A 17,074-nucleotide genomic window follows, 5' to 3' on the forward strand; every position below is an offset into this window, starting at 1 on the left:
GTCCGGGCGGGGCTATCGGTGGGGGGCGGGGTCGTTGCGGAGGCGGCTGTAGACGACCATGTCGTGGTAGGCGCCCTTGCGGTACTGGGCGTGCCGGGCGATGCCCTCGCGGGTGAAGCCGGCCTTCTCCAGGCTCCGCTGGGCGGCGACGTTGGTCACGTCGGTCTCGGCCTGCAGCCGTTCGAACGTCGTGGTCTCGAACAGGTAGGCCGCCACCAGGATCTTCCCGACGGTGCCGAGGCCGCGACCGCGGAAGGCGGGACGCAGCCGGGTGCCGATGTTCAGGGCGTGCGACGCGATGTTGTGCCCGTGCGGCACCGGCCGCCACGCCACCTTGCCGGCCACCGCGCCGTCGGCGTCCTGGATGACCAGGGTGCCGTGGTCGTAGCCGATCAGCCCGTCGGCGTCGAAGTTCCGCTCCAGCGCGTTGGTGGCCGTGTAGCCGAACGTACCGACCGGATCCTCGTCGTGGTCGACGTACAGCAAGGGCAGGTCCTCGCGCCGGACCGGGCGCACCGTGACACCAGACATGGGTGGATCTTGGCGCCCCGGCGACCGATCCTCTACAAAGCTGCCCGGACGGACACGTCAGACGAGTGCGCCCCAGCGGGTGGTCAGCTCCTCCTGGGTCGGCATGGCCACCGCGCCGCCGGGTCGTTCGCAGACCAGCCCGGCCACGGCCAGCGCGAAGCGGACGTTGCGCTCCCAGCCGGCCAGGTCGGCGGGGACCCCGTCGGCGAGCAGGCGGCGGATCAGCGCGCCCATCACCGAGTCGCCGGCGCCGGTGGCGTCGACCGCGTCGACCTTGGGTGCGGGCAGCATCGTGCCTCCGCCGGGCACCGCCGCGTACGCCCCCTTGGCCCCACAGGTCACCACGACCGCCTTGGCGCCCAGGTCGAGGATCAGCGACGCCGCGGCCGGGGCCGACGCGCCGTCGTAGAGCACCTCGGCGTCGGCCAGGCTGAGTTTGACCAGGTCGGCGGTGGCGAAGAACTCCTCGGCCAGGGCCCGCTGGGTGTCCACGGCGGCCCGGTCCGGCAGCAGCGTCGGGCGGACGTTGGGGTCGAAGACGCGCAGCGGGCCGTCGACCCGCCAGGCGGCCCGGGCGGCCTGGCGGAACGGTTCCCGGAGCAGGCAGATCGACCCCGTGTAGACCACGCCGGCCCCGGTCAGCAGGCCGGTGTCGAGGTCGGCCGCCTCGAGCAGGGCGTACGACGGCGGCTCGCCGTAGAACGTGAAGGTCGGCTCGGCGCCTTCGAAGGTGGTCACGGCCAGCGTCGTCGGCACCGGCACGCGTTTGAGCAGGCGGGTGCCGACCCCGGTGGTACGCAGGAACTGGGCGATCCGGTCGCCGAGGATGTCGCTGCCGAGCGTGCCGGCGAACTGCACCTCGCCGCCGAGCCGGGTGGCGCCGACGGCGACGTTCAGCGGGGCGCCGCCGATCGCCTGGCGGTAGATCAGCTCGCCGTCCCGGTCGGTTTCGAGGAGGTCGACCAACGACTCTCCGAGCACCACCGCGTAGCCCATGAACGTCCTCTCGTTTGTCGCCTGACCGTAAGCCGAGGCGGCCGTCCAAGACCAGATGCGTGCCCTTTATGCCCGATTTTGACATGATCCAGGAATGCGTCGCCTGATGATCATCCTGCCCGTTCTGCTCGCCACCGGGTGCGCCGGGACGCCCGGCGTGCCGGTGGAGATCCCGGGCGAGGCGGCTAGCCCGCCCCCGGCCATCAGCGCGACCGTCTTCGGCCACCCGGCGGCCAGCGGGTTCTACAGCCCGGACGCCGGGATGACCGGAGACGTGGTCGCCCAGGGCACCTTCGACCCGAAGGACGGCACGGCCATCACCTACGAGCCGCAGCTGGTCCCGGCCGGCTCGACCGCCCACGTGACGGTGACCCGGCTGGCCAACGGGATGCAGGTGCGGCTGGCGGTGACCGGGATGCTGCCCCTGCGCACCTATGGCGCCCACCTGCACACCAAGCCCTGCCGGCCCGATCCCAAGGGCGCCGGCCCGCACTACCAGCACAACCCCGACCCGATGGCGTCGGCCTCGCCACCCCCGGCCGACCCGTCGTACGCCAACCCGAAGAACGAGGTGTGGCTCGACTTCACCGCCGACCGGATCGGCGCGGCCACCGCCACGGCCGTGCTGACCTGGTCGTTCGACGAGCTCACGCCGCCCCGGTCGCTGGTCGTGCACGCCTCACGTACCCGTACCGAAGAAGGTTTTGCCGGAACCGCCGGAGCGCGAGTGGCGTGCCTGACCCTGCCCGGCTGAAAGCCGGTACGGTCAGAGGTGGACCGAGACGGGAGGACCCCCACATGGCCGAGCAACAGCCCCAGCCGCCGCAACCCAAGACCGAGAGCCACGACCCGGACTACCCCGAGGCTTTCCTGCAGTTCATGCGGACCGGCTGGCGGGAAGACGCTCTGGCCGTGACGCCCCGGGCCGAGAGCCCCAACTACGCCAAGCGGCGGGCGGCGCTGTCCGACGCATTCCCCGGCGAGACGCTGATCATCCCCAGCGGCGTGGAGAAGGTGCGCGCCTACGACACCGACTACCACTTCCGCCCCGGCAGCGACCTGGTCTACCTGACCGGCGACCGCGACCCCGACAGCGTGCTGGTGCTCAAGCCGACCGGGTCCGGCCACGACGCCGTGCTCTACACCCGGCAACGAAACTCCAAGGAGACCGACGCGTTCTTCCGCAGCCGCGACGGCGAGCTGTGGATCGGGCGTACGCACACCCTGGCCGAGAAGTCGACCGAGCTGGGCGTCGAGACGGCGGCGTACGGCGAACTGGGCCGCGCCCTGGCCGACAGCGCCCCCGCCCGCACCCGGGTCCTGCGCGGCCTCGACCCCAACGTCGACCGGGCGATCCTGGCCTGGGAACCCGACCCGGCCAACCGCCGCGACCGCGACCTGGCCCGGGTGATCTCCGAGCTCAAGCTGGTCAAGGACGAGTGGGAGATCGCCCAGCTGCAGGACGCGATCGACGCCACCGTCCGCGGCTTCGAGGATGTCGCCCGTGTCCTGCCGGCCGACCGCCCGGTCAAGGAGCGCCTGCTCGAGGGCGTCTTCGGCCTGCGCGCCCGGCACGACGGCAACGACGTCGGCTACAGCTCGATCGTCGGCGCCGGCGCGCACGCGACGATCCTGCACTGGGTACGCAACACCGGTGTGACCACGCCGGGTGAGCTGCTGCTGATGGACATGGGCGTCGAGGGCGACAACTTCTACACCGCCGACGTCACCCGCACGGTGCCGGTCAACGGCACTTTCACCCCGTTGCAACGGCAGGTGTACGACATCGTGCACGCGTCGCAGCAGGCCGGCATGGATTACATCAAGCCCGGCGTCGTGCACCGCGACGTCCACCAGGTGTGCATGCGCGTGCTCGCCGAGGGCCTGCACGACCTGGGCCTGCTGCCGGTGAGCGTGGACGAGGCGATGGAGAAGACGTCCACGGTCTACCGCCGCTGGACCCTGCACGGTTTCGGCCACATGCTCGGCATCGACGTGCACGACTGCTCGGCCGCGCGCAAGGAGAAATACACCGACGGCCCGCTGGGCGAGGGGTACGTCCTGACCGTCGAGCCCGGCCTCTACTTCCAGCCCGAGGACGACCTGGTCCCCGAGGAACTACGCGGCGTCGGCGTCCGCATCGAGGACGACGTCCTGGTCACCGCCGACGGCTGCAAGAACCTGTCGGCCGGCCTGCCCCGCGGCGCCGACGAGGTCGAGCAGTGGCTGGCGGCCCAGCGCGAGGCCGGCCCCCGCCTTCCCGAGTAGCGTCGCCCGGTCGGGGGAGCGAGCCGATCCCACTCCCCCGACCGCATGTGCGGGTCAGCGCCCGCGGCAACTCTCGTCGCGCGTTCGCACCACGTCCACCTGCGCCAGTCTCTCCGCCCCGTCCGGCAGCGGCAGACCGAGGTCGGTCGATCTCGCGCCCTTCCCGTTGGCCGTCCAGCGATCGCCGAAATTCCGGCTGAGCGCGGCGTCGGTCTGCACAATGCTCACCGCGAACGGAACTCCGGCGCCCTTGTCTCCGCCGATCTCGACGCGATTCTCGAATCGCCCGTCCGCCCCGGCATTGACCTGCCCCGAGAGGTAGAGGGCTTCTCCCCGCGCCTGGACCAGAATCCAGATATTTCGTTGCCGGCTCGCCGGGGACAGTTGCCCGCGCACCGTCTCGCACCGCCCGACCGCGCTGCCGCCGACCGGCACGGAGATCGTGGCCGCCGGCGGCGCTGCCGGAGCCGGAGCGGGCGCCGCGACCGCCGGAGCGGATATCCGGCCCGCGACCGCGAAGTTCACCGGACCCAGGAAGGCGACGAGCGCGCCAACCAGCAGCCAGATGGGCCACGGGGGTCGCTCCGCCTTCTTGTCCCGTCTACGCACGACAATCACAGCCACCGCGCAGGAGGCAATACCGGCAAGGGCACTGAGCCCACCGCCGATATAGTTCATGCCCTCGGCGAATTGCGGTTTGAAGATCACCACTGCGGCCCACGCGACGATGAAGGCGATGAATTCGATCAACAGAAGCAGAAGAATGCTTCGCACCCAGCGGCCATGCACGCCGGACAGTGTGACGCATCCATCCGACTGACCGAAATTGATGAGCAATATTCGGAATCGGAGCCGGCCACATTGTCAGCGCGGGGCGTAATCGGTGATCTTGAAGCAGGTCGCCCCGCCGTTCTCCTCCTCGGCCCGGTTGACGACCACCGAGGTCGGGTGGCCGTCGGCCGGGTCGTAGGTGGTGATCGCCTCGGCCCCGTCGTCGACCGCGGTCCGGGCCAGCTCGACCATCCCGCCGAGCGTGGGGATCTCGACCTCTTCCTCGCCCTCGGCCGTCTTCCCGTCGATCCGCTCGGCGGCGCCGACCGCGCCCCCGGCCACGGTGACCTTGTACTTGCCCAGCGACTTGGCGCCGTCGCAGGTGCGCTCGGCGACGAAGGTGTAGTCGGCCGGTTCGGTCCACGGCGGCGTCGATCCGGCCGTGGTCGGCGAGGGCTGCGGCGGCGTCTCGTCCGGTGTGGTGCACCCGGCTAGCAGGAGCGGCAGGACGAGCAGCAACCGTTTCATCCGGGTTCCTCGATGATCGTGATCCGCCGGCCGCCGGGTGCGTCGAGGCGGGCGTTGAGCGACCTCAGTCATGCCGCGACGTTAGGCCACGAAGACGGCGACGGTCCGTCCCGGTACGACCAACCGGCCCTCCGAGGCGTCCGACTCACGGACGAGCGGGTCGGCCGAGGACTCCAGCAGCGGGTGCAGGCGCAGGCCGGGCGGGGCGTCGTGGGTGAATGGCGACGGCGTGGCGTTGAAGACGACCACGTGGCGGCGCCACGGCTGGTCGAGGCCGTCGCCGTCCAGGTCCATGACGATCACGCCGGGGGTCTCGGCCGGTCCGCCGAGCGGGAAGCTCAGCCGGTGCTGCACCTCCTCGGCCGTGGGCAGGCCGAAGACCGGCGACTCGCGGCGGATCCGGAGCAGTTCCCGGTAGCGTTCGGCGGTCATCTCGATGACGGCCGGCGGCGGCACCAGGCCCGGGTCGGCGAGCAGCGGCCGGGCCAGGTGCCACACCGCCGCGTTGTCCGGCGCGGGGGGCAGGCCCAGGCCGAAACCGTTGCCGGTCGACGGGTCCCAGCGGATCTGGTTGAACCAGTCGCCCGAGTCGTACGAGTTGCGGTCCAGCGACTTGGACCGCAGGCGCTCGCTGCCCAGCGCGATGAACCCGACGCCCTGGCTGAGCACCACCGTCGACAGGGCCAGGATCTGCATGCGGGCCCGGTCCTCGATGGTCAGCGAGGCCGGCAGCTTGTACGCGAGCGCGTCGTACAGGATCTCGTTGTCGTGCGCGTCCACGTAGATCACCGACTCCCCGGGCGCCGCCGCGTAGCCGCTCGGCGAACCGTGGTGGTCGACCTGCGCGCCGGTCCGCTCGTGGCCGTCGTGGGTGACGAAGCGGTACGCCGCCAGCCCGCCGGCCAGCCCGACCTTGATCGAGTCGTGCAGCCACAGCGGCGTCCGGGCCCCGAGGCCGGAGGCGAAGCCGGGCACGGTCGGGTCGCCGTGCGCGCCGCCTCCGCGGACGGCGTCGCGCAGCCGGTCGTTGAACGTGCCGATGCCGGTGCCGGCCATGTTGGCCTGGGTGGCCTGCGCGAATCGCTGGTCGAAGGCCACCTCGCCGAAGTTCCAGCCCTCGCCGTACAGGTAGATGTCCTTGCCGTTGACGCCTTCGACGTCGGGCGTCAGATGGTCGAGCGCGACCCGCACCTCGAGGATGTTGGCCCGCGGGTGGTGGCCCATCAGGTCGAAGCGGAACCCGTCGACGTGGTAGTCGCGGGCCCAGGTGACCACCGAGTCGACGACCAGGCGGCCCATCATCATGTGTTCCGGCGCGGTGTTGGAGCAGCAGGTGGACTCGGCGACGGTGCCGTCGGCGAGCAGCCGGTGGTAGTAGCCGGGCACGATGCGGTCGAGCACGCTCATCCGGTGCAGGCCGTCGGCCATGGTGTGGTTGTAGACCACGTCCATGATCACGCGCAGCCCGGCGGCGTTGAGCGCGGCGACCATGGTGCGAAACTCGCGGATCCGGGCGGCGCCCTCGGGCTGGACCGCGAGGCTGCCCTCGGGCGCGGTGTAGTGCCACGGGTCGTAACCCCAGTTCCAGCCGTCCTCGGCCGCGACGGCCAGCACCGCACGTTGCTGCTCGGACGAGTCCGGGGGCAGAGCCGCGAGATCACATTGGGGTACGGCCTGAGCGGCCCGCCGGTCCGGCACGCTGGCGAAGTCGAAGGCCGGCAGCAGATGCAGATGGGTCAGCCCGGCGCCGGCCAGCGAGCGCAGGTGGCGCATCCCGGCCGAGTCGGCGGTGAACGCGGCGTAGGTGCCGCGTTGCTCGGGCGGCACGGTCGGGTCGGCGATCGAGAACTCGCGGACCGACACCTCGGCGATCTGCATCCGGGCCGGCTCGACCGCGGGTGGCTTGGCCGGCTCGTCCCAGCCGGGCGGGGCCAGTTCCGGGTCGGCCAGGTCGGCGATCAGGCTGTGGGTGGAGTCGACGGCCAGGCCGACCGAGTACGGGTCGGTCACGCTGGTGGTGACCACGGCCTGCGCCGCCGGGTGCCACACCTCGACCCGGTACCGGTAGTAGCGGCCCAGCCACTTGCGCTTCCCGGCGACCGACCAGATGCCGGTGACCTGGTCGCGGTCCATCGGCAGCAGCTTGGGCTCGTCGTCCGGGGTCTTGAACAGCTCCAGCGTCACCGATCGGGCGGTCGGCGCCCACACCGCCAGGACCGGCTTCTCCTCGTCGATCACCGGCCCGAGTGGTGCCTCCCGCGCGTCGGCGTAGAGGTCGTCCAGCACGCCCGGTAACTGCACGGCGGTCAGCACGGTCAGCCGGCCGCCGGCGTCCCGCCCGGCCACCAGCAGCTGCCCTCTCAGCAGCTCGGCCAGCGCGCTCGCGCCCAGCTCACGGACGGCGAAGGCCGCGTAGGCGCGCAGGTGCGGGAACTTGATGCTCTGCGACTGGAAGAGGCCGCCCGGGCGCGGGGTGAGCGGCAGCGTGGCGTGCTCGCCGGTCAGGTCGCCGCCGTCCCGGCGTACGCCGCCGCCCGGGGCCGCGACCAGGGCGAAGGTCGAGGCCTGGGCGGCGAGCTCGGGTGGGAGGGCGATGGTGGTGCGGTCGGCGAAGACGGCGAGGGCCCGGGCCGGGTCCAGTTCGGGTCCGAGGGTACGCAGGGCCGGGCGCAACGGTGCCCGTTCGCCCGCCAGCAGCCACACCTCGCGGGTCTCGGTCAGGTCGAGGCGCTGGTCGTCGGGCCGGTCCTTGTGGTCGCCGCGGTGCAGCACGAACCGCAACCCGACGGCGTCCGGGCGCACCGGTACCCGGAACACGGCCCCGAAGCTGTCGTGCGAAAGCGGGCTCAGGGGCGTACCCCACACGGGTTTGGTCCTGGTCCCCTCCCAGGCGTGGAGGCCCCACCCGCCGTAGTCCCCGCCCGGTCGCCGATAGTGAATGACGACGTCATCTTCGCTCACGGCGGCCGCGGGGGGCGGTTCGGTAACGACAAGATCGTCACCCTCGGTGAGCCAGATCTCGGGGCTCACCCCCGGGTCCACGTGCCGGTCGTCGGGCACGTCCTTGGCGCCGGAGCGGTCCACGACCAGGAAGCCGACCTCACGCGCGTCGTCGGCCAGCCGTACCCAGGCGAAGCGGCCCCACTCGTCCTCGCCGGCGAACGGATGCCCGTGCGGGTAACCGGTCATCTGGCCCGGCGCGATGTCCCCCCACGCGTGCAACGACCACGCCGAGTAGTCCCCGTCCGCCCGGCGATAGTGCACGACAAGCCACTCGGGGCTGCTGAGGTGCTGTTTCGTCCGGCCCGGGATGATCTCGGTCGTGGTCACCCGGTCACTATTACACCGGGGTAGGTCGATTCTTCATCGTGTCGCGATGACGGTGGTGATTCGTGGCCCGTCGGTGTCCGCCCTGACCAGGTATCGGTAGCTCTCACCGGGCACCGCGCCGCCCGACGAGTCGAGGTATTCCCACTCGACCGCCACCATCGCGAGGGCGTCGCTGAGCCGCTGCACGTCCAGGATCTGTGCGTGCGCGGCCACGATCTGTTGCTCCTGGTACGCCGGGGCGGCGCCGAGGAACGAGAGCGCCACGGCGGCCGGCGAGGTGAACGTGAAGCTGTACGTGTCGGCCACCACCATTCCCGGCAGCGCGTAGCAGTTCGCGACCGCGGATACGTCGCCCCTGGTCAGGGCCGAGCCGTACCGATCGAAGAAGTCGGTGAGGTGGTCCAGATCCGTGATCGCCTTCACGGAACGCGATATTTCCACAGCGTGACAAGGACAAACGCACGTTTGTGCGACTGTCACCCGGACTTGCAGGAAAATACAAGACGGACGTACGGTTTACAGGCTTGACGGGTAACCCGGAGTTAGGTCGGCCTAACTGGAACTGGGCCGTGACCGGTGCGAAAGACTGATGAGGACGACTCACGGTCGGGTGTTGGAAGGAGCGGAAACGTGGCCAGCCTGGACACCTTTGGTGCGAAGAGCGAGCTGCGCGTCGGGGACGCGAGCTACGAGATTTTCACGATCGACAAGGTGGAGGGCCACGATCGGCTGCCCTACTCCCTGAAGATCCTGCTGGAGAACCTGCTGCGGACCGAGGACGGCGCGAACATCACCGCCGACCACATCCGCGCCCTGGGCGGCTGGGATTCGTCGGCCGACCCGAGCGTCGAGATCCAGTTCACGCCGGCCCGGGTGCTGATGCAGGACTTCACCGGCGTCCCCTGCGTCGTCGACCTGGCCACCATGCGCGAGGCCGTCCGCGACCTCGGCGGCGACCCGTCCAAGGTCAACCCCCTCGCCCCGGCCGAACTGGTCATCGACCACTCGGTGATCGCCGACCTGTTCGGCCGCGAGGACGCGTTCCAGCGCAACGTCGAGCTCGAATACCAGCGCAACCGCGAGCGCTACCAGTTCCTGCGCTGGGGCCAGACCGCGTTCAACGAGTTCAAGGTCGTCCCGCCCGGCACCGGCATCGTGCACCAGGTCAACATCGAATACCTGGCCCGCACGATCATGGAGCGCAACGGCCAGGCCTATCCCGACACGGTCGTCGGCACCGACTCGCACACCACGATGGTCAACGGCCTGGGCGTGCTGGGCTGGGGCGTCGGCGGCATCGAGGCCGAGGCGGCCATGCTCGGCCAGCCGGTCAGCATGCTGATCCCGCGGGTCGTCGGCTTCAAGCTGTCCGGCGAGATGCCGGCCGGCACCACCGCCACCGACCTGGTCCTCACGATCACCGAGATGCTGCGTGAGCACGGGGTGGTCAGCAAGTTCGTCGAGTTCTACGGCCCCGGTGTGTCGGCCGTGCCGCTGGCCAACCGGGCCACGATCGGCAACATGTCGCCGGAGTACGGCTCGACCGTCGCGATCTTCCCGATCGACCAGGAGACCATCAAATACCTGCAGCTCACGGGTCGTTCCGAGGCTCAGGTGGCCCTCGTCGAGGCGTACGCCAAGCGTCAGGGCCTGTGGCTCGACCCGTCCGCCGAGCCGGAGTACTCCGAGCGGCTGGAGCTCGACCTCTCCACGATCGTGCCGTCGCTGGCCGGGCCGAAGCGGCCGCAGGACCGGGTGCCGCTGAACAACGCGAAGCCGATGTTCCGGGATGCGCTGACCAATTACGTCTCCGCCACCGGCGCGGCCGATGAGGCCTCCGAGGAGTCGTTCCCCGCGTCCGACCCGCCCGCGAATCATGTATCGGATAATTCCGACAAGCCACACATCTTCTCCGCAGCGACCGGCGCCGACGGCCGCCCGTCCAACCCGGTGCGGGTGACCGGTGACGACGGTGTGGAGTTCGAGCTGGACCACGGCGCGGTCGTCATCGCCGCCATCACGTCCTGCACCAACACCTCGAACCCGCAGGTCATGATCGGCGCGGCGCTGCTGGCCAAGAACGCCGTCGACCGGGGCCTGACCCGCAAGCCGTGGGTCAAGACGACCCTGGCCCCCGGGTCCAAGGTGGTCATGGACTACTACGACCGGGCCGGCCTCACGCCCTACCTCGACAAGCTCGGTTTCAACCTGGTCGGCTACGGCTGCACCACCTGCATCGGCAACTCCGGCCCGCTGCCCGAGGCGATCTCGGCCGCGGTCAACGAGAACGACCTGACCGCGGTGTCGGTGCTCTCCGGCAACCGCAACTTCGAGGGCCGCATCAACCCCGACGTCAAGATGAACTACTTGGCCTCGCCGCCCCTCGTGGTCGCGTACGCCCTGGCCGGCACGATGGACCTGGACATCACCACCGAGCCGCTGGGCACCGGATCGGACGGCCAGCCGGTCCACCTCAGCGACATCTGGCCCAGCGCCAAGGAGATCGACGACGTCATCGCCTCGGCCATCGGCGCGTCCGGCTTCTCGTCGGCCTACTCCGACGTCTTCGCGGGCGACGAGCAGTGGCAGTCGCTGCCCACCCCGACCGGTGACACGTTCTCGTGGGCTTCCGACTCCACGTACGTCCGTAAGCCCCCGTACTTCGAGGGCATGGCCGCCTCACCCTCCGATGTCTCCGACATCTCGGGTGCGCGCGTGCTGGCCAAGCTCGGCGACTCCGTCACGACCGACCACATCTCGCCCGCCAGCTCGATCAAACCCGACTCCCCCGCCGGTAAGTACCTGGCCGAGCACGGTGTCGAGCGGCGTGACTTCAACAGCTACGGCTCGCGGCGCGGCAACCACGAGGTGATGATCCGCGGCACCTTCGCCAACATCCGGCTCCGCAACCAGCTGGTGCCCGGCGTCGAGGGCGGCTTCACGATCAACCACCTGACCGGCGACCAGACCACCATCTACGACGCGTCGGTGGCCTACCAGGAAGCCGGGGTGCCGCTGGTCATCCTGGCCGGCAAGGAGTACGGCTCCGGCTCGTCCCGCGACTGGGCGGCCAAGGGCACCATGCTCCTCGGGGTGCGCGCGGTGATCGCCGAGTCGTACGAGCGCATCCACCGCTCCAACCTGATCGGCATGGGCGTCCTGCCGCTGCAGTTCCCGCCCAAGACCAGCGCCGAGACGCTCGGCTTGACCGGCACCGAGACCTTCACCATCACCGGCGTGACGGCCCTCAACGACGGCGACATCCCGTCCACGGTCACCGTCCGCACCGACACGGGCGTGGAGTTCGACGCCGACGTCCGCATCGACACTCCGGGCGAGGCCGACTACTACCGCCACGGCGGCATCCTCCAGTACGTCCTCCGCAAGATGCTCACCAGCTGAGCGCGGCCCCGACGGCCCGTCGCCCCTCGCGGGACGGCGGGCCGTCGCCGTTCCCGGCCCGAATCACATCTCCTCGCCCGCCTCACATCTCCCGGCGCGCCACCGTCGGGCTCGCTCGGCTTCGACTCCCCGGTCTGCGCCTTCGCCTCCCGCCCGCCTTCGCCTCCCGGCGGCCTAACGTCCCGCGGCGCGCCTTACATCTCGACGCGCCTTACGTCTCTCCACGGTCTTGCTTCTCCCGGCGCGCCTTTCGTCTGCCGCAGCCCGGGTCTCACGACGCCATGATCGAGCTCACGATGGCTACGATCACGATGTTGACGTGCGCCCAGCCCGCCCGCGACCGGCTACCGAACATCCGCGGCAGGCCATGACCGGTGTAACCCAGCGGCGACACCGTGCCGACGCCGAACACATAGCCGTCCACTCGATCGGGCGGCTCCGGCCCCCGCCGCGAGTTCATGACCTCCTCGATGGCGCCGCTCGCTGCCGCAGCGCGTCCAGCCGGATCAGACAGTCGGCCTCGATCAGAAACAGCATGACCGGTCGAATCCGTTCAGCGGACCTCCACCGTGACCGGCCCGGACCGCAGGACGCCGTCGTTGACCGGGACGCAGCGGATGCCACCCCGCCCGCGGAGCTCGCGCCACGCACCGGGCGCGATGGTCACGTCCATCCAGGCGCAGGGGTTGGCGCGCCGGCGGACCTCCAGGCACACCGGGCCATCGCCCGAGTCCAGGCACAGTGTGCGACCGACCAGGTCGTCCACGGCGATGCCGCTGGTCAGGATGTTGCGGCGAACGTGGGTGAGGTCGATGCCGGGCGGCAGGGATTCGCGGGCGATCAGGGTGACGCTCGCGTCGCGGTGGGCCGGCCGGTTGAAGTAGCGGTCACCGACGATGCCCAGGCCGGCCCGGACGTGGATCTCGGTGACGACCTCGCCGGGCGGGGCGGGTGCGGGGCCGTCGATGGGCCGGCCCTCGAAGCGGTGCGCCGGCGACGCGAGCAACTGCACGATCTCAGCGGCCATGGTCACGCCCCAGCGACACGGTCATGGCCACACCTCGACGGCCGCCGGCGAGCGACAGGTCATGGCCGCGCCTCGGCGCCGCAGCGGAGCGACGGCGAGCGACACGGTCATGCCCGCACCTCGGCGCCGAAGCGGAGCGACGGCGGCCGACACGGTCATGCCCGCACCTCGGCGGAGGAACGGAGCGACGGCGAGCGACACGGTCATGCCCGCACCTCGGCGGAGGAACGGAGCGACGGCGAGCGGCACGGTCACGGCCGCGCCTCGGCGGCGGAACGGAGGCGGGCGAACTCGGTCGCCAGGTCGTCGATCTGGTAGTGGGCGTTCAGGCCACTCGGGTTGGGCAGGATCCACAGCCGGGTGTCGCCGAACGTCTCGGCCTGCGGGCCGACCGCCGCGCCCCGGCGGGCGAAGGCTGTGCGGTAGGCGGTCACCCCGAGCACCGCCAGATATCGGGGGCGCCACCGCGCGACCAGCCCCGACAGGATCTCGCCGCCCGCGACGAGTTCGGCCGGCGCGAGTTCGTCGGCCCGGGCGGTGGCCCGCGCGACCACGTTGGTGATGCCCAGCCCGAGCGCCGGCAGTTCCCCCTGTTCGGACGGATGCAGGAGCCGGCCGGTGAAGCCGGACCGGTGCAGCGCCGGCCAGAACCGGTTGCCCGGCCGGGCGAAGTGGTGCCCGGTGGCGGCCGAGTAGAGGCTGGGGTTGATGCCCGAGAACAGCACGCGCAGGCCGGGGCCGGCCAGATCGGGGATGGTCCGGCCGGCCGCGGCGGCCAGGTCGGCGCGGGTGGGTTTCACAGGCCGCGGAGGGCGCCGCCGTCGACCGGCACGGTGATGCCGGTCAGGTAGCTCGCCGCCGGGGACAGGCAGAACGCCGCCACCCGGCCGAACTCGGCCGGCTCGCCGAGGCGCCGGAGCGGGACCTCGGCGACCGCGTCGGCGGACGCCCGCTCGGCGTCGCCGGTCGCCTCGAATCGCTGGCGGTTGCGGTCGGTGAGGATGGAGCCGGGCAGCAGGCCGACGAAGCGGACGTCGCTGGGCCCGTACTCGTCGGACAGGTCTTTGGCGACGCCGGCGAGACCGGGCCGGAAGCCGTTGGAGATGCCCAGCCCGCGCACCGGCTCGCGGGTCGAGCGGGACAGCACCAGGCCGACCGCACCGCCGCCGCGCGTGGCCAGCGCGGCGGCGAAGACCCGGGCGGCGCGGACCGTCCCGAGGAAGACGGTCTCGAACGCCGCCCGCCAGTCCGCGTCGTCGATCGAGGCGGCCGAGCCGAGCCGGGGGCCGCCGACCGAGATCAGCGCCCCGTCGAAGCGCCCGAACTGTTCCGTCGCCGCGCCGACCAGCAACTCCGGCGTGGCGGGAGCGGCCAGGTCGGCGGCGACACCGTGGGCGAGCGGCCCGAGCCGGGTGACAGCGGCCGAGACCTGCTCGGCCGAACGGGACGAGACGACCACCCGCGCGCCGTCGGCGACCAGCGCCTCGGCCGTGGCATACCCCAGGCCCTTGGACGCCCCGGTGAGGACGAAGACGCGGTCACGCAGCCCGAGATCCATGCTCCCAGCCTAGGCTGTGGTTCGCAGTCCGGCCGGGGCCGCGGCGTGGCCCAGAGCGCCCCCCGGGTTCGGGCCGTTATCGGCGCAGGATCCGGACCCGGCCGGCGACCTGGATGATCACGCTGCCGTCGCCGCGGCGCAGGGCCGGCAGCCGGCGCGGGCGCGGCGGGGCGCTCCCGTCGTACACATAGGCCGCCTCCCGTGCCGCCAGTTCCTCGGCCGCGTCCGGTCGCAGGGTGAGCGACCGCGCGAGGTCCCAGCCGTCCCGGAACGACCCCTGCGTCGGCCGCCCGGACGCCCACGCCGCGAAGGCCCGGTGCCACCGGAGGCCGTGCGACGCCGCCAGCGCCGGCCACGATTTCGCGACCTCACCGGCACGCTTGCGGAGCAGCGCGACTCGCGCGGTCTCGATCAGACGAGGATCAAAGCCATCGGGTACGGGCGCACCAGAGGTGAGCGTGGCAACAAGCTGAGCTTGGCGTTCGGCCAGGCCCGGTGCCGCCCCACCGGGTTGTCCCGGGTGGTCACCCTCCCCCTCCAGTGGTAGCCCCGAGCGGTGTCCGGGATCCGGATGCCGCTCCCGGCTACCACTGTCACCGCCGCCGCTCACGTGACGGCCGGGCAGCCGGTCGCGGTCGGCTGAGGCGACGCGACGGCCGTGCTCGCGGTCGGTGGCGGTCATGTGACGGCCGGGTAGCCGGACGCCTTGGCGATGGCGTCGAGTTCCTGGCGCAGGGCGTCGGCCGGCGGGTACTGGCCGTCGCGTTCGAGCATCAGGGCCGGCGGCCGGTGCCGGGCGCACAGCTCGGCCACCAGGTCGAACACCACCGGCGGGACCGCGTCGGTGTGCGTGTCGTGGTAGACGCCGTCGTGTTCGGCGCCGCCGGCCACGTGCACGTAGGCGACGCGCTCCAGCGGGATCCGGTCGAACAGCGCGGCCGGCTCGGTGCCCCGGTTGATCGCGTTGGCGTAGACGTTGGCCACGTCCAGCAGGAGCAGGGCGCCGGTCCGCTCCAGGATCTCGGTGAGGAAGTCGCCCTCGTCGAGGTGGTTGTCCGGCCAGTCGAAGATCGCGGCGATCGGTTCCAGCGCGATCGGCACGCTCAGCTCGGCCTGGGTGCGCTTCACGTTGGCGACGACCGCGTCCACCGACTCGCGGCTGCGCGGGATCGGCAGCAGGTGGCCGGCCTCGACACCGCCGGCCCGGACGAACGCGATGTGCTCGCTGACCAGGGGCGCGCCCAGCCGTTCGGCGACCTGGGCGAGGTGGGTGACCCGGGCCGGCTCGACCGGTTCGGCGCCGCCGAGCGACAGCCGTACGCCGTGCGGCACGACCGCCACCCCGTGGGCCAGCAGCTCGCCCAGCCCGGCCGGCAGGTCGTCGTGGTCGTGCACGGACTCGGCCACGACCTCGGCGAACCGCAGACCGGGCAGCCCGGCGACGAAGCCGGCGATCTCCGGCCGCCAGCCGATGCCCACCCCGTACTCACCGATCGTGCTCATCCGCCGCACCTTCCGCCGCCGTGACCACCGCCGAGGATGCGCACGCCGCCGACCCCGCACCCGCTGGCTGTGCTCATCCGCCGCACCCGCCGCCACCGCAACCACCGCCGCCGCCCCCGCACGAGCTGCCGCCGCTGCACGAGCTGCCACTGGAGCAGGAGGAACCGCCTCCCGACGCGTCGGTGCCGATGTTGCGCCGGATCTCCGCGTCGGCCGCGAACGCCGGGTCCATCGCGTAGAGCGACGCCGCGCCGAACAGCCCGACGCCCATGGCCGCGGTCGACGCGCCGTAGGTGGTCAGCGACGGCGACATCCGCGGCGCCAGGTGCTGGTTGTCCTTGCGCAACTGGCGCAGTGCCTTGCCGGTGGCGTAGGTGGCGCCGCGGTTGGCCCGGACCAGCGCCAGGATGGCCGCGATCACGGCGACCACCAAGAGCAGGGTGAGGTTGCCGACCGCCTTGCCGTTCTGCACGCCGGCGATCATGCGGGCCACGCCGAGCAGCACCACCGCGACCGGCAGGCACGCCCACAGCCGGGCCATCGACCGCTGGCTCGCCGTGGTGGCGTAGCCGGTCCGTTCCACGCTCTCGCGGAGCTGGTCGAGGGCCGACCGGACGTGCTGGTCCTGGTTGAGGTCACGGGTGCGGACGCCACGCCCGGCCGCGTTGTAGACGGCCACGTCGAGCGGGGTCAGACCGGCCGGCATCGACCCGGCGACCTGCAGGAAGCCGCCCGCCCCGCTGGTCAGCACACCGGCCGCGCGGAGTCCGGTGAGGGAGGCGTAGACGGCCAGGTTGTCGCGGCCGTTGAGGTAGGCGACCTGCTGCGGCGCCAGGGTCAGGCGGGTGTCGCCGGACGGCCCGGCGAAGAGGATGCGCCGGGCGACCCAGGCGATCAGCGCCGCGGCGATGACGGCCACCACGTAGTAGCCGACGAAGGTGGGTCCGGGGATACCCCAGGTGTCCGTGGGTGCTGCGTAGTACTGCATCTGAAACCCCCCTCTCAGTTGCCTGCTGGCCTCATTGTGCAGTAGCTCGCAAATGGCCGGTGAGCAGGGCGGATGTCAGCCGACACAGCCACCGCCGCAGCCGCCGCCCCCGCAGGAGCCGCCACCGCCGCACGAACCGCTGCTGCCGCCGCCGCTGAGCGGGCCCGCCCGC

Annotated in this window: 17 protein-coding genes; 3 read left to right on the forward strand and 14 right to left on the reverse strand. The window is 71.7% G+C overall.

The window, feature by feature from the left end:
- Positions 1-12: 12 nt before the first annotated feature.
- Complete coding sequence (locus ACGFIO_RS19530; protein WP_392827668.1) at positions 13-531, reverse strand: GNAT family N-acetyltransferase; 519 nt, start codon at positions 529-531, stop codon at positions 13-15.
- A 57-nt stretch (positions 532-588) separates the two neighbouring features.
- The gene (locus ACGFIO_RS19535; RefSeq protein ID WP_392827669.1) at positions 589-1,527 is read right to left on the reverse strand and encodes a carbohydrate kinase; all 939 of its coding nucleotides are present in this window, start codon (positions 1,525-1,527) and stop codon (positions 589-591) included.
- 94 nt (positions 1,528-1,621) lie between these two features.
- Here ACGFIO_RS19535 and ACGFIO_RS19540 point away from each other — a divergent pair, with 94 nt between their 5' ends.
- Both ACGFIO_RS19540 and ACGFIO_RS19545 read left to right on the forward strand, forming a co-directional pair.
- Entirely contained in the window at positions 1,622-2,281 is a 660-nt protein-coding gene (locus ACGFIO_RS19540) for a superoxide dismutase family protein (RefSeq protein WP_392827670.1), read from the forward strand.
- A gap of 44 nt (positions 2,282-2,325) precedes the next feature.
- Complete coding sequence (locus tag ACGFIO_RS19545) at positions 2,326-3,795, forward strand: aminopeptidase P family protein (protein ID WP_392827671.1); 1,470 nt, start codon at positions 2,326-2,328, stop codon at positions 3,793-3,795.
- 54 nt (positions 3,796-3,849) lie between these two features.
- Here ACGFIO_RS19545 and ACGFIO_RS19550 read toward each other — a convergent pair whose 3' ends face one another.
- From ACGFIO_RS19550 to ACGFIO_RS19565, 4 genes are all read right to left on the reverse strand, one after another.
- Positions 3,850-4,632, reverse strand: a complete 783-nt coding sequence (locus tag ACGFIO_RS19550; RefSeq protein WP_392827672.1) for a hypothetical protein — start codon at positions 4,630-4,632, stop codon at positions 3,850-3,852.
- Positions 4,633-4,659: 27 nt separating this feature from the next.
- A complete protein-coding gene (locus ACGFIO_RS19555; RefSeq protein ID WP_392827673.1) occupies positions 4,660-5,094 on the reverse strand; it encodes a DUF6174 domain-containing protein in 435 nt (144 codons plus the stop codon).
- 81 nt (positions 5,095-5,175) lie between these two features.
- Positions 5,176-8,424, reverse strand: a complete 3,249-nt coding sequence (pulA, locus tag ACGFIO_RS19560) for a pullulanase-type alpha-1,6-glucosidase (protein WP_392827674.1) — start codon at positions 8,422-8,424, stop codon at positions 5,176-5,178.
- A 33-nt stretch (positions 8,425-8,457) separates the two neighbouring features.
- Positions 8,458-8,847 carry a hypothetical protein gene (locus ACGFIO_RS19565; RefSeq protein ID WP_392827675.1) on the reverse strand — a complete coding sequence of 130 codons (390 nt, stop codon included), beginning with the start codon at positions 8,845-8,847 and terminating at the stop codon, positions 8,458-8,460.
- 207 nt (positions 8,848-9,054) lie between these two features.
- Between ACGFIO_RS19565 and acnA the strand changes: the two genes are divergently transcribed.
- Complete coding sequence (gene acnA / locus ACGFIO_RS19570; protein WP_392827676.1) at positions 9,055-11,826, forward strand: aconitate hydratase AcnA; 2,772 nt, start codon at positions 9,055-9,057, stop codon at positions 11,824-11,826.
- A gap of 271 nt (positions 11,827-12,097) precedes the next feature.
- Here the strand turns inward: acnA and ACGFIO_RS19575 are convergent, their stop codons facing one another.
- The 8 genes from ACGFIO_RS19575 to ACGFIO_RS19610 form a co-directional block, all read right to left on the reverse strand.
- The gene (locus ACGFIO_RS19575; protein ID WP_392827677.1) at positions 12,098-12,286 is read right to left on the reverse strand and encodes a hypothetical protein; all 189 of its coding nucleotides are present in this window, start codon (positions 12,284-12,286) and stop codon (positions 12,098-12,100) included.
- 93 nt (positions 12,287-12,379) lie between these two features.
- Complete coding sequence (locus tag ACGFIO_RS19580) at positions 12,380-12,853, reverse strand: molybdenum cofactor biosysynthesis protein (protein ID WP_392827678.1); 474 nt, start codon at positions 12,851-12,853, stop codon at positions 12,380-12,382.
- Positions 12,854-12,874: 21 nt separating this feature from the next.
- Positions 12,875-13,060 carry a hypothetical protein gene (locus tag ACGFIO_RS19585; RefSeq protein WP_392827679.1) on the reverse strand — a complete coding sequence of 62 codons (186 nt, stop codon included), beginning with the start codon at positions 13,058-13,060 and terminating at the stop codon, positions 12,875-12,877.
- A gap of 44 nt (positions 13,061-13,104) precedes the next feature.
- On the reverse strand, positions 13,105-13,653 hold the full coding sequence (mug, locus tag ACGFIO_RS19590; RefSeq protein ID WP_392827680.1) for a G/U mismatch-specific DNA glycosylase: 549 nt from the start codon (positions 13,651-13,653) through the stop codon (positions 13,105-13,107).
- Complete coding sequence (locus ACGFIO_RS19595; protein ID WP_392827681.1) at positions 13,650-14,411, reverse strand: SDR family oxidoreductase; 762 nt, start codon at positions 14,409-14,411, stop codon at positions 13,650-13,652. The genes mug and ACGFIO_RS19595 overlap by 4 nt, the downstream gene beginning before the upstream one ends.
- A gap of 76 nt (positions 14,412-14,487) precedes the next feature.
- Positions 14,488-14,952, reverse strand: coding sequence for a hypothetical protein (locus tag ACGFIO_RS19600; RefSeq protein ID WP_392827816.1), 465 nt, complete (start codon positions 14,950-14,952; stop codon positions 14,488-14,490).
- Positions 14,953-15,089: 137 nt separating this feature from the next.
- Positions 15,090-15,914, reverse strand: a complete 825-nt coding sequence (locus tag ACGFIO_RS19605) for a DUF692 domain-containing protein (RefSeq protein WP_392827682.1) — start codon at positions 15,912-15,914, stop codon at positions 15,090-15,092.
- A gap of 73 nt (positions 15,915-15,987) precedes the next feature.
- Positions 15,988-16,902, reverse strand: coding sequence for a TIGR04222 domain-containing membrane protein (locus ACGFIO_RS19610; protein ID WP_392827683.1), 915 nt, complete (start codon positions 16,900-16,902; stop codon positions 15,988-15,990).
- Positions 16,903-17,074: the final 172 nt, after the last annotated feature.

Source organism: Actinoplanes sp. NPDC049265, assembly GCF_043197135.1.
Taxonomy (GTDB): Bacteria; Actinomycetota; Actinomycetes; order Mycobacteriales; family Micromonosporaceae; genus Actinoplanes.